General features: G+C 42.8%; 13 protein-coding genes. 4 read left to right on the top strand and 9 right to left on the bottom strand.

The window, feature by feature from the left end:
- Window positions 1–29: 29 nt before the first annotated feature.
- A complete protein-coding gene (locus ACOSV2_RS16970) occupies window positions 30–2414 on the bottom strand; it encodes a 3-hydroxyacyl-CoA dehydrogenase/enoyl-CoA hydratase family protein (protein WP_428976166.1) in 2385 nt (794 codons plus the stop codon).
- A gap of 366 nt (window positions 2415–2780) precedes the next feature.
- Between ACOSV2_RS16970 and ACOSV2_RS16965 the strand changes: the two genes are divergently transcribed.
- Both ACOSV2_RS16965 and ACOSV2_RS16960 read left to right on the top strand, forming a co-directional pair.
- On the top strand, window positions 2781–2918 hold the full coding sequence (locus ACOSV2_RS16965) for a YuzL family protein (RefSeq protein ID WP_113969033.1): 138 nt from the start codon (window positions 2781–2783) through the stop codon (window positions 2916–2918).
- A 394-nt stretch (window positions 2919–3312) separates the two neighbouring features.
- Window positions 3313–3939, top strand: coding sequence for a YczE/YyaS/YitT family protein (locus ACOSV2_RS16960; RefSeq protein ID WP_428976165.1), 627 nt, complete (start codon window positions 3313–3315; stop codon window positions 3937–3939).
- 92 nt (window positions 3940–4031) lie between these two features.
- Here ACOSV2_RS16960 and ACOSV2_RS16955 read toward each other — a convergent pair whose 3' ends face one another.
- The 3 genes from ACOSV2_RS16955 to ACOSV2_RS16945 all read right to left on the bottom strand — a co-directional run bounded on the left by ACOSV2_RS16955 (window position 4032) and on the right by ACOSV2_RS16945 (window position 7166).
- Window positions 4032–5495 carry a potassium/proton antiporter gene (locus tag ACOSV2_RS16955; protein ID WP_428976164.1) on the bottom strand — a complete coding sequence of 488 codons (1464 nt, stop codon included), beginning with the start codon at window positions 5493–5495 and terminating at the stop codon, window positions 4032–4034.
- Between the two features lie 152 nt (window positions 5496–5647).
- Window positions 5648–6163, bottom strand: a complete 516-nt coding sequence (locus ACOSV2_RS16950) for a GNAT family N-acetyltransferase (protein WP_428976163.1) — start codon at window positions 6161–6163, stop codon at window positions 5648–5650.
- Window positions 6164–6248: 85 nt separating this feature from the next.
- Complete coding sequence (locus tag ACOSV2_RS16945) at window positions 6249–7166, bottom strand: proline dehydrogenase family protein (RefSeq protein WP_428976162.1); 918 nt, start codon at window positions 7164–7166, stop codon at window positions 6249–6251.
- Window positions 7167–7480: 314 nt separating this feature from the next.
- Between ACOSV2_RS16945 and ACOSV2_RS16940 the strand changes: the two genes are divergently transcribed.
- Both ACOSV2_RS16940 and ACOSV2_RS16935 read left to right on the top strand, forming a co-directional pair.
- The gene (locus ACOSV2_RS16940; protein ID WP_113969038.1) at window positions 7481–7744 is read left to right on the top strand and encodes a hypothetical protein; all 264 of its coding nucleotides are present in this window, start codon (window positions 7481–7483) and stop codon (window positions 7742–7744) included.
- A gap of 16 nt (window positions 7745–7760) precedes the next feature.
- Window positions 7761–8108, top strand: a complete 348-nt coding sequence (locus tag ACOSV2_RS16935) for a spore coat protein (RefSeq protein ID WP_428976161.1) — start codon at window positions 7761–7763, stop codon at window positions 8106–8108.
- 125 nt (window positions 8109–8233) lie between these two features.
- Here the strand turns inward: ACOSV2_RS16935 and ACOSV2_RS16930 are convergent, their stop codons facing one another.
- The 5 genes from ACOSV2_RS16930 to ACOSV2_RS16910 are packed head-to-tail and all read right to left on the bottom strand — an operon-like array spanning window position 8234 to window position 12160.
- Window positions 8234–8500 (bottom strand): DUF2573 family protein, encoded by a 267-nt coding sequence (locus ACOSV2_RS16930; protein ID WP_428976293.1) that lies wholly within the window; start codon window positions 8498–8500, stop codon window positions 8234–8236.
- A 25-nt stretch (window positions 8501–8525) separates the two neighbouring features.
- Complete coding sequence (fhuF, locus tag ACOSV2_RS16925) at window positions 8526–9284, bottom strand: siderophore-iron reductase FhuF (protein ID WP_428976160.1); 759 nt, start codon at window positions 9282–9284, stop codon at window positions 8526–8528.
- A complete protein-coding gene (locus ACOSV2_RS16920) occupies window positions 9281–10099 on the bottom strand; it encodes an ABC transporter ATP-binding protein (protein WP_044338193.1) in 819 nt (272 codons plus the stop codon). The genes fhuF and ACOSV2_RS16920 overlap by 4 nt, the downstream gene beginning before the upstream one ends.
- A gap of 15 nt (window positions 10100–10114) precedes the next feature.
- Window positions 10115–11170, bottom strand: coding sequence for a FecCD family ABC transporter permease (locus tag ACOSV2_RS16915; protein ID WP_428976159.1), 1056 nt, complete (start codon window positions 11168–11170; stop codon window positions 10115–10117).
- 3 nt (window positions 11171–11173) lie between these two features.
- Window positions 11174–12160: a FecCD family ABC transporter permease gene (locus ACOSV2_RS16910; RefSeq protein WP_428976158.1), complete on the bottom strand. Its 987-nt coding sequence runs from the start codon at window positions 12158–12160 to the stop codon at window positions 11174–11176.
- Window positions 12161–12220: the final 60 nt, after the last annotated feature.

The raw sequence follows: 12220 nt of genomic DNA, 5'->3' as shown, positions 1-12220 counted from the left end.
CCCGCTTTCTAATATGATATAAACGCTGATTAATTGCGTAGTGGTTTTCCTTTAACAAGCATGTGCTGCATTCTTTGTTGTGATTTCGGCTGAGCAACAAGACTCAGGAATGCTTCTCTTTCAAGATCCAATAGGTATTGTTCGTCTACTTCTGTGCCGTATGGAACTTTTCCGCCTGCGAGCACATAAGCAAGCTTCTTCGCGATCATCAGATCATGTTCTGAAATAAAGCCTGATTGAAGCATGGATTGAGCTCCAAGAAGAAGGGTTGCATATCCCGGTTCACCCACAACAGGTACTTTCTTGCGGATCGGAGCTGAGTATCCACCTTCGTACAGTCTTAGTGCAGCCTGCTTTGCATCGTATAACAGATGATCATTGTTGACACTTACTCCATCTGCTTTATTTAAGAAGTTGTTGTCTCTTGCTTCGTCACCAGAAGTCGAAACCTTCGCCATAGCAATCGTTTCGAATACTTTATTGGCTACTTTTTGAAGATCGAATTCCACTCCATTTGGTAGGTTCGCTAAGTGCTTCATATAAAGCTCTTTGTTTCCGCCGCCTCCAGGGATCAATCCAACACCGACTTCCACTAAGCCCATGTACGTTTCCATCGAAGCCTGGATGTGTGCAGCCGGTAAGCAAACTTCACTCCCTCCGCCTAATGTCATGCCGAATGGTGCGGCTACAACAGGTTTCGTTGAATATTTGATCTTCATCATCGCCTGCTGGAAGTGCCTTACGACCATATCGATTTCAAAGACGTTGTCATCCTGAGCTTCCATGAGAATCATGGCAAGGTTCGCTCCAACACAGAAGTTCTTGCCCTGGTTTCCGATGACGAGACCTTTGTAATTCTTCTCCACTTCATCCACTGCAAAATTAATCATTTGCGTAATATCCATTCCAATGGCGTTATTTGGGGAATGGAATTCAAGAAGCGCGATTCCGTCACCGATATCAATTAAGCTTGCTCCGGAATTCTTTTTGATCAGCTTCCCTTGTTTCTTAAGCGCCTTTAAGTCGAGTGCCTTCGGGTTTCGCTCTACAAGTTGGTAGTCTCCATTGTGATAGAAGTAACGCTCTCCATCTTCATCTTTATAGAAAGTCGAATGACCTTCCGCAAGCATGGTTTCCACCCACTCAGGTACTTTGAAGCCTTCTTCCTTCATACGGGTTACAGACTTTTCAACTCCGATTGCATCCCATGTTTCAAATGGACCCATTTCCCATCCGAAGCCCCACTTCATGGCCTGGTCGATGCCTACGATATCATCAGCGATTTCACCGTGCAGCTGGGCTGAATAGTTTAAGACCGGGGACATGATATTCCATAGGAGCGTGCCTGCTTGATCTTTCGCATATACAAGTGATTTTATTTTATTTCTTAAGCCTTTTTCATTTTTCGCCATTTCAAGAGAAGCGGTTTTCAGCTTTTGACGTGGCTGATAATCCATTGTTTCAGGATTAAGCTCCAGGATCTCTTTTCCTTGTTTCAGGAAGAAGCCCTGTCCGCTCTTGCTTCCGAGCCAGCCATTTTCAAGCATCTTCTGCATGAAGGCCGGTACTTCAAACACCTTTTGCTCTTCACCTTCCACTTGATCGTATACATTCTTCGCTACATGTGCGAAAGTATCAAGTCCGACCACATCAAGTGTACGGAAAGTGGCACTTTTCGGTCTTCCGATCGTTGGTCCTGTGATGGAATCAACTTCTCCTACAGAGTAGCCGCCTTTCAGCATTTCTTGAACAGTGATGAGTAATCCATACGTTCCGATGCGGTTTGCAATGAAGTTCGGCGTATCCTTCGCCATCACGACACCCTTACCAAGCATGTCTTCACCAAATGTCTTCATGAAACTGACTACTTCCGGATCCGTCTTCTTCGTTGGAATCACTTCAAGAAGCTTTAAGTAACGAGGCGGATTGAAGAAATGCGTGCCTAAGAAATTCTCTTGGAAATCTTCGCTTCGTCCTTCTGACATGGCCTCGATTGAAATCCCGGACGTATTTGAACTGATGATGCTACCCGGTTTACGATAGCGTTCCACTTGCTCGAACACTTTCTTCTTGATATCTAAATTCTCGACGACCACTTCAATCACCCAGTCACAATCTCCGATATTCTGAAGGTCATCCTCGAAGTTACCTGCTGTAATAAGTGAAGCGTTTTGCTTTGATGTCAATGGTGCCGGTTTTTGTTTGAAGAGCTTTTTTAAAGCGTTTTCACTAAATTGATTACGAAACTCCTTGCTCTCTTCTGTCAGTCCCTTTGCTTTATGTTCGTCGGTCAATTCTCTTGGTACGATATCTAATAACATTGTCGGGATGCCGATATTTGCAAGATGAGCGGCAATTCCTGAACCCATGACTCCTGATCCTAACACTGCGGCTTTCTGAATTCTACGAACCAATGGTATTTCCCCCTTTTACACACTTTGAATGAATACTCATTCATTTTTTACTCAAAAAAAAGACTCGAATGAGTTCCTGTTACATCTAATATATCTGATTTTCTAAAATATCGCAATATTTAAACGGTTAAAAAATCATAAATTTACAAAAAATTCTCTTTTGTTTCTGAGTAAGTATATAGGCGTTCGTCCTGATTAACATATTCAAATACACCTGCATTCGTTATAAAAGGTTTTGGAAGAAATTCTTCTCTACTACTATATATGAAACAAGCCGTTCATTTGCCATCACTTTTTTTGAGGGACGGACCTTCTTTTTCATAATTCTATATGGATAAGGGAATCTTAGTAATGGAGGTGTTCGATATGGCAAAGCATAAGAAAAATCCTTCAAAGGCTGGAGTAAGTGCGGCAAGTGTGAAGGGTGACGCTGGTCCTACCGTTGATATGGATGGTGGAGGGAAAAGAAACAGTCAAAACAACCAATTTAAGAAGCAACCATAGTACGTTAGGAAGAATAGTACCTGATTTTTTGATCAGGTGCTTTTTTTCATGGAGTTGATGTAGTTTGGGGGTGGGTGGATTAACGTTTCAAAGGTTTTCATAGGACTTTGGGAAATTTATCAACCGTTATTTGGTTTTATCAACCGTTATCTGGATTTATCGACCGTTCGAAAAATTTCGCCCTACACACACTCTCTAATCCCCTTAACCACTCTCCCCCAATCTTTTCCCCACCCATACAAAAATTAACTTTGCCTTGTCCCCACTTTTACAGTAAACTAAGAATATAAATTTGAAGTTGTCAGACCTCCTACTTTATCAACATCACCTAAGGTAGCTCGTCTGTTTTTTAAAGTACTGTAATGAGAACGTTTACAGAGAAGGAGAATATATAATGAAGCGCAGACTTATGTTTTTTACAATTGGACTTTTTATTTTGACGATGGGGGTTGCCTTGATTATCAAATCCGGTTTGGGTGCCTCTGCCTGGGATGCCCTGGCCGTTGGGGAATCGAATATGTTTGGGATTACGGTTGGAACCGCTGTTTTCATAAATGGGATTGTACTGATCGGACTTAATGCTCTTATTATGAAGAAGAAGCCAGATGTACTGGCTGCGGGAAGTATTCTTGTGATTGGTCTTTTGATTGATTTTTGGTTACTAGTTGTCTTTACTAATTATGCCCCTGAGATGCTGATGAATCAGGTGTTTACCCTTGCTTCAGGGATTTTGACAATGGGAATCGGGATTGCGATTTACTTACAGGCTAAATTCCCGGCAAGCCCGATGGATACACTTATGGTGGCCATCCATACGCGTTTCGGATTAAATCTTCGTAATTCCCGTATCATCAGTGAAGGATTTGCTCTGTCACTGGCATTCCTGTTTAAGGGTGATATTGGAATCGGCACAATCATTGTTACGCTCCTATTAGGATTCGTGGTTCAATATAGCTTCCCGATCTTCGAACAGCTCTTTGAAAGAAAATCAATGGGTAAAGCAGCCGTTTCTGCTGATTAATCAATAATAAAAAGCAATCTTCCAAGTGGGAGATTGCTTTTTATTTTGTGTCATCTGAATGAGGGGCTCGTGCCAGGCTCCCATTGTTCTGTTTACGTGGAACTTAATCCCCCCTTAGAATTCAAGAGCTCATTGATACGCTTTCTCTGACTCTTATTTGCAAGCACATAAAGTGTATCACCCGCATTGATGACGGTGTCTCCCATTGGAGTGATGAGTTCATTGTTTCGGATAACGGCAGAAATCAATGTTTTCTCGGGGAGATTGATGTCCTTGATCGCCTTGTTTGTAATATAGGCGTCGTCGTTAATGAGGATTTCGAGCATTTCATTGTTTGTTTTACCAATGGAAACGAGTTCTATGCTGTGAGCGATAGGAGGTCTTTCTTCTCCGGCAAGCTTAAGGTAGTTGGCTAAAGGTGATATCGTCGTTCCTTGGATCAGGGCGGATAGAAGAACAACGAAAAACACGACGTTAAAGATGACTTCATTGTTTTCGATATTGGCTACCATTGGATACGTTGCCAATACGATGGGTACCGCGCCTTTCAAACCAGCCCAGGAGATGAAGAACTTTTCTTTAACTGTAAAATTCTTTGCCAGGGCAAGGCTTAAATAAACTCCCAGTGGTCGCGCCACTACAATCAATAGAATCGAGAGAACTATACCTTGCCACGCAATGCTTGGCAAATGCTGAGGAAATACCAACAAGCCCAGGAGGATAAACATGACGATTTGCATCATCCAGGCAAATCCTTCATTAAAGCGGACAATCGAATGACGATAGGTCAATTCCTGATTACCGACTACGATCGCCATGATATAGACAGCTAATAGGCCGCTCGCATCCAGTATGCTCGTAAAGGCGTATGTAAAGATAGCCAGTGAAATGGACAGAACCGGGTATAATCCGGATGAATCAAGATTGATCCGATTGATGATCCATACAGATGCCCATCCCAGCGCCAGTCCAAGTACCAGCCCCATACCCATTTGCCAAAAAAAGCTTAAAATCAAGGTAGCAGGATTTAATCCGGGAAATTGGATCAATTGCAAAAAAGCTACCGTCAAAAAAATTGCCATCGGGTCGTTACTGCCTGATTCTGCTTCCAGTGTAGAAGAAATTTTCGGTTTGATGTTTTTGTTCCCTAAAACGGAGAAAACCGCTGCAGCGTCCGTTGAACCAACGATAGCCCCAAATAACATCCCTTCCAGCCAGCTTACATCGAGGATGAACTTTGCTGCTACCCCAATCGACAGAGTGGTCACAATGACTCCAATGGTTGCCAGTGATAATGAAGGTTTATAGACACTTTTCACATTACTCCATTTCGTCTGAAGTCCACCTTCAAACAGGATGATGATCAAAGCAAGCGTTCCGATGAATTGTGTCATTGGAGCATTATCGAAGAAGAAATATGTATTTAATACCATTCCTACGATGATAAATAAAATAAGTGAGGGGACGCCTAATCGTGTGGAGAACTTAGCGGTTACAACACCGACTAAAAGCAAGAGGCCAAGCAGTAAAGTCAAGTTATCAATGGTGATTTCCATTTTATCGCCTCTTATTTCATGAAGATTATTCTCTTTTATTATATAATATTGTGAATAACGTAACAATTAAAAAGCCTTGCTGCGCCTATATCTGAAAGTATAAACGGATGAACTCCCTTTCCCTCAACTTCTGTTGGGAAAGGGAGCGAGAATCAACCATTCCTCTTTTTCCTGCTTAAGGATTTACCCATGATGATATATTCATGGGGGACATTTGGAAAGAATCCATCACGAAGGGTTTTCCAGTCTTGAGAATGATAAAACTCAATGGCTGACTGATTATCCTTGCGGGTCGTAAGAAGTGCTCTTTCCTCTCTTCTATTCTGCAATAATATTCCCATCAGTCGTTTAGCCATACCTTTTCCTCTGTAATCGGGATGAACGCCAAGTTCGACCAGCTCCATGCAATTCTCCATCCATTCACGATCCCGCTGTAAATGACGGGACAAGAGCTCGTGGTAATATTGCCCTTTTTCAGAGGAATATCCATATACATACCCAACGACTTCCTCACCCACAATAGCGAGGTATCCTTCAAAATGCGGGTACGTAGAATGACGTTTAAACTGTTGTTCCATGCCGGCAGGATCCACCGCAAAGAGCTGGGAATAAAGTTTGATCATTTTCTTGAAATACTTTCCTTCCACGCAGAACGGGACAATTTTCATTGTTCCCTAACCTCCTTCCCATGATTACGAATATACAAATAAGACTCCATGAACATACATAGAGTCTTAATACTATCTATTATCATTATTTCTTCATGACACCTTTTAGAACAAAGGCGACATTGGCCGGTCTTTCAGCCAGTCTTCTCATGAAGTAACCGTACCAGTCCGTACCGTATGGGACGTAAACGCGCATTTTGTAGCCTTCTTTTACCAGCTCATGCTGGCGTTCCACACGGATACCGAAAAGCATTTGAAACTCGAATTGATCACGCGGGATCTTATATTCTTCCACGAGCCTCTTCGTATATTCGATCATCTCATCATCATGGGTGGCGATAGCCGTATAATTCCCATTTAACAGATGAGTTTTAATAATTTTTTTGAAATTATCGTCAACATCCTTCTTATCGGGAAACGCAACTTCAGGTGACTCTTTGTAAGCCCCTTTCACAAGACGCAGATTAGGGGAATACGCATTCAAATCATCGATATCCTTTTCTGTTCTATATAAATAGGCTTGAATGACCGTGCCGATATTATCATATTCGGACTTCAGCCGCGTAAAGATATCAATCGTCTTTCCACAACGGGAGTAGTCTTCCATATCAATGGTCACAAATACGTTCTGTTTAGTTGCTTCATCAAGAATCAATCTCATATTCTTTATGACAACCTCTTCAGAAATATCCAGTCCCATTGAAGTCATTTTAAGGGATAGTTGAGATTTAAGGTTCTCTCTCCCGATGGCACGAATAGCCTCTACGCATTCAAGGGCCATTTCGTTTGCTTCACGCTCATTGTCCACAAACTCACCCAAATAGTCGATCGTTACAACAAGATTCTGACTATTCAGCTCGCGAATAACCTCAACTGCCTGCAGGATGGAAGACCCTGCAACGAATCGACCGGCTCCAAAGCGCAGGCCATATTTCTTAGCAAGTTTTGTCATCGGCTTATTTTTTGAAAGGAATAAAAAGAAATTACGCATTGCTTGCTCCATGTTGCTTACCCCCTGAAAAAACATATATACCATACTATGAAACCGTTTTCTTTATTGCTAAAAAAGAGAAGATTCATACGTAGTATATCTACCAATATTTTATCACCTTTTAAACGTTTTGAATATACTTTCAATACTTTCTTAGTAGAATATTATCGGAATTTGTAAATACGTGAATAAGACTGTTGAATAGTAGGAAAAATAACCTTTGCCCTATGATGATAAAACTTTCTTAACGGGTCGTATACAGGGTAGAATTACCTATCGATCATACAAAGAAAGGGTATTCAAAGATTGAAAAGGAGGAAAAGAAAATGCAACAACAACCTCAACAAGGAAGCCAGCCCCAAGCCTATACGGAACCACCGCAGATGCTTACAACAAAGGATTCTTTATATTTAAATGACATGCTTGCTTGGAACCTTAATGCCATGAAGAAGTGCCATTTTGCAGCAGCTCACTGTCAGGATACCGAGATTAAAGCTGAGTTGGATAAATGCGGACAGATGCACCAACGTCACTACCAACAACTTTTAGCACATTTGAATACGACTAACCAAAACCAAAACATGATGTAGAAAGGAGTCATCTTACATGAATCATCAGAATCAGCAAAAAATCCAGAACCCTCAATCACAAGTACCCGAAACACCACAGATGAATGATCGAGACTTTATCACGGATGTGCTGTCTCACGAGAAATACATGACTGCTTCTTACTGTACAGCTCTGAACGAAGCGAGCCATCAAGCGCTATACCAGGATCTACTCACGATTTTTAATGAAACACAAAATGCTCAACGCGAGCTATACAATGAAATGTTCCGCAAAGGCTGGTATAAGCTTGAGGCTGCCGACAGTCAAAAGATTCAACAATCCTATCAGCAGCACCAGCAGTATTCTTCCCAATTTCCTTATGGATATGGCGGTCAGGTTCAATAATGTCAGAAGGCAGACGCTGGTCTGCCTTTTTTTGTTTTGTGATGCGTCCTCTGAATCCCGACTTCAGACAAAATCCAATAAAAAAAGCACCCTCTCTAAAAGGGCACTTTACTCATAAAAACCTCTTATTCTTCCTTCTTTTTCTCATTCATTTCTGCGCGATGAGCTTCATTCATTTCTTTGATCTCGCCAACGATCCGTTTCATCTCATCCTTGCCTTCAGGATATAACGAATTCCAATGCTTCACGAGTGCAGGCATATTTTTCGCAATGAATGAGTAAAGAGCGTATCGGGTGACCATTTCTTTCTTGTCCGAATCGGTCTCACCTACTAATAGTTCAGTGTACTTTTCGATCAATGCATCAAATTGTTCGGGAAATTCTTTCATTATCTTAAACCTCCTTGTGAATATTGAACTATGTCCTTTTCACTCGACAGGTTTGCGGACACGTTTTACAACGATACTGCTCCCCATTTTCCAGTCTATAGGAGAAGCAGCACGTTTTGCGAACACGAACGGTTTCCGTTACACCTTCTACATTTACTTTTCCACTATAGTAACGAGCCAATGGATTATTGTGATACCGTCCGAACCATTGGCTGTTTTCATCGGAAAGCAGCTGGCGGAATTGTTCGTCACGCTGCTTTCTCATTCCTTCGGTCAAAAGAAAATCATCATTCTCGAAAATCCAGAAAACATATACGGCGATATTTTCCCACAGTATAAGATTAGATAACTTTGTCGCTTTCTTTAACGACTGAATCACTCCATCAAGATGATCCCGAAAGATCGTCTGAATAAATTCCTCTTTTTCCCAGTCGGAAGTAAATTCAGTAACGGATGCATCTTTCACATAAAACTGAGGCATCCATAATCCATTCTTTTCCCCATCCACCAGGATAAGGTTTTCAGGATTGAGGTTTAATTTCTTATTCCAATACGTCATCGCCATTAAACCCATTGCTGCTATGAAAGCATAGCGTTTCATTAATAAGGAAGCTGCTACCTTAAGATCATCCGTTCCGATTGACGAAAGCCTGCCGGATAGATAATCTTTCATATCATTCTCCCTTAAGAAAGAACTTGCTTCTTCCCCTTTAAAAGCAGGATCCCACTCTCTATGAAAACGATATTTCTTAAGAGTGTCCCACTGTTCCTGGGTGAGGGCATTCATCCCGTCTCACCCACAGCATTCAGAATGCAACGGCCTTTACCAAACGGGATACAAAGCGGAGTGCCGAACAATGGATCTCGGGACACCTGACAATCCATATCAAATACATTCTTCACGAGTTCACAGCTAATTACATCTTCAGGCTTCCCTTGGGCATAAATTTGCTTATCACGGATGGCGACAATATTATGAGCATAGCGACAGGCTAAATTCAGATCGTGAAGGACCATGACGATGGTTCGCTGTTCTTTCTCGTTGAGTTCGAATAATAAATCAAGAATCTCAATTTGATGGGTCATATCAAGATAGGTAGTCGGTTCATCCAACAGAATGATGTCTGTGTCTTGCGCTAATGTCAACGCAATCCAGGCACGCTGTCTCTGCCCCCCGGAGAGTTCATCCACTTTCCGGTGCTGCAGTTCCTCCATCTTCGTTGCCTTCAGTGCGTCCTGGACAATTTCTTCATCCTTATGGGACCACTGCTTGAGCCAGGTTTGGTGAGGATACCGACCTTGCTTTACCAGCTGCAGGACGGTCAATCCCTCAGGAGCCGTTGGCGATTGAGGAAGAATGGCCATTTTACGAGCGACTTCTTTCGTTGATAAACGAGAGATTGCTTCCCCATCCAACAGAACCGAACCTTGTTTCGGCTTAAGTAATCTGGCAATGGAACGAAGAAGAGTGGATTTACCGCAGCCATTTCCGCCGATGAAGACAGAAATCTCCCCTTTTGGAATGTCAATATTCAGTTCATCAATAATCGTTCGTTCCCCGTAAGATAGAGTTAAATCCTTCGTTTGTAAAATGTCACTCATTAGTGGCCAACTCCTTTAAGAATTTCTTGTTTTAAATAATAGATAGATAAAATAAGGTGCTCCGATCGCTGCAGTAAATACACCAGCCGGGACTTCCAGAGGCAAGAATAATGTTCGGCCGATCAGATCTGCCACCATCACCAGAATTCCACCTATAAAAGCGGCAGTCGGAAGTAATGCTCCAAAAGATGATCCTACCATACGTCTTGCCATATGAGGGGCCATCAAACCTACAAAGCCGATCCCCCCTGCAAAGGCAACCGCTCCACCCACTAGAGCCGTTGACATTAGGAGAAGTAAAAAGCGTTGTCTCTGAACGTTCCCTCCAACACTTGTCGCGATTTCTTCCCCAAGTTCCTGAATATTTAATTGTCGGGTTATAAAGAAGCTTAACAGGATAAAGACCAAGCTCCACGGAAGCAGGATCCATACGTCCTGCCAATCCGATCCGTTCACGGTACCCGTTATCCAAATGTTGGCCTGACTTGCTCTATAAATAGGGCCGAGTATCATAAGAAGTGTTGTCAAAGCTTGTGTCAGAGCTGAAATTCCGATTCCAATCAAGACAAGCCTAACAGGAGATACCCCTTTGCGCCATGCTAAGAAATAAACTAAAAAGGCAATGACTGCTGCCCCTGTAAATGCAGCAACAGGAAGCCATTTAATGCTGACCATCAAGGTATTATCATCGTTGCTGAAAACGGTCAGAAAAGCGACCACAGCTGCTCCTGCACCCCCAGTAATCCCGATGATGTCGGGAGAAGCCAAAGGATTTCGAATCATTCCCTGTAAAATTCCCCCCGCAACGGCCAATGCCATCCCGGCTAATAAGGCAATGATGATCCGCGGAAGTCGAAAAGACGTAACAACAAGCTGCTCTAAGCTTGTTCCGCCTCCAAAGAAGACGCTTACGACCTTCCATGGTGCTATTTTCAAGTCACCTATTCCCGTACTCATAATAAGGACGAGGACAGTGATGACGCCTAATATCATGATTTTCTTCATTGCTGATACATCAACAAGCATAGAAACCCGGTCCTGAAGCCAGCGTTTCCCCATAAATCTATTCATCGGTTAAAACCCCTTCCTTGCAACGTACACGAAGAATGGTGCACCAATAATGGCTGTCATAACACCAACCGGCACCTCCTGGGGCATGATGATGTAGCGGGCTCCAATGTCAGCGGCCAATAATAAAATCGCTCCGAGCAATCCTGAGTAAGGGATCAACCAGCGATGATCCACCCCGATGATTTTTCTCGCAAGATGGGGGATGACAATCCCGATAAAGCCTATTGGTCCTGCAATGGCTACGGAACCTCCAGCCAGCAGCACAACCACAAGTAAGGCGATAAATTTAATCAGAGCTGTTTTGAGTCCCAACCCTTTGGCAACATCTTCTCCCATGGCAAGTATATTCATTTTTCCTGCTAACATGAGCGCAAGGATCCAGCCTGCCACAATATAAGGAAAGACCCCGGTTAAAATGTCCAGGCTTCTTCCTTGAACAGATCCTGCAAGCCAGAACAATACCTGCTCTAACGCCGCTTCATTCAGTACAAGCAATCCCTGTGTGAATGAGGAGAACATCGCCGTGATGGCAGCCCCTGCCAAAGTCAGTTTCATGGGAGTCAACCCGTTATTCCCGACGGAACTGATGACATACACTCCGACGGCAGCAAGGCCCGCTCCCAGAAATGCCAGCCACGTAAAAGATTGAAGATTGGTTACACCAAATAACGTAACCGCCACTACCACCATAAAAGCACCACCGGCATTGATCCCGAAAATACCGGGAGATGCTAACGGGTTCTTGGTCAAGGTTTGCATCAGGACACCTGAAATGGCGAGGGATGCCCCTACGGTCGCAGCAATAAGCGCCCGTGGTAACCGGATCGTCTGAAGTACAATATGTTCAGTAGAACCATCGGGATTGGTGAACGCTTCAATCGCTACCCTCCACGACGTATCGGTATACCCGTATACAATGCTGATTCCTATACACAATAGGAGAAAGAAAATGGTTCCTATATACAGAATAAGTTGTTTTTGAATTTTCATTATGTGTTAACCTTTCTAATCCTTATGAACATTCCATAAGGAAAGGAAAATCAATTGTCA

It is taken from the genome of Rossellomorea sp. DUT-2, from assembly GCF_052665285.1.
Note: the sequence above shows the minus strand (reverse complement) of the source record. Positions and strands in the feature narration are given on the sequence as shown.

Bases quoted from the DNA above. Each gene is read 5' to 3' on its own strand.
- ACOSV2_RS16960 (WP_428976165.1), top strand. From the start codon at position 3,313: ATGAAGCGCAGACTTATGTTTTTTACAATTGGACTTTTTATTTTGACG.
- ACOSV2_RS16910 (WP_428976158.1), bottom strand. From the start codon at position 12,160: ATGAAAATTCAAAAACAACTTATTCTGTATATAGGAACCATTTTCTTT.
- ACOSV2_RS16965 (WP_113969033.1), top strand. From the start codon at position 2,781: ATGGCAAAGCATAAGAAAAATCCTTCAAAGGCTGGAGTAAGTGCGGCA.
- ACOSV2_RS16950 (WP_428976163.1), bottom strand. From the start codon at position 6,163: ATGAAAATTGTCCCGTTCTGCGTGGAAGGAAAGTATTTCAAGAAAATG.
- ACOSV2_RS16935 (WP_428976161.1), top strand. From the start codon at position 7,761: ATGAATCATCAGAATCAGCAAAAAATCCAGAACCCTCAATCACAAGTA.
- ACOSV2_RS16955 (WP_428976164.1), bottom strand. From the start codon at position 5,495: ATGGAAATCACCATTGATAACTTGACTTTACTGCTTGGCCTCTTGCTT.
- fhuF (WP_428976160.1), bottom strand. From the start codon at position 9,284: ATGAATGCCCTCACCCAGGAACAGTGGGACACTCTTAAGAAATATCGT.
- ACOSV2_RS16945 (WP_428976162.1), bottom strand. From the start codon at position 7,166: ATGGAGCAAGCAATGCGTAATTTCTTTTTATTCCTTTCAAAAAATAAG.
- ACOSV2_RS16915 (WP_428976159.1), bottom strand. From the start codon at position 11,170: ATGAATAGATTTATGGGGAAACGCTGGCTTCAGGACCGGGTTTCTATG.
- ACOSV2_RS16940 (WP_113969038.1), top strand. From the start codon at position 7,481: ATGCAACAACAACCTCAACAAGGAAGCCAGCCCCAAGCCTATACGGAA.
- ACOSV2_RS16920 (WP_044338193.1), bottom strand. From the start codon at position 10,099: ATGAGTGACATTTTACAAACGAAGGATTTAACTCTATCTTACGGGGAA.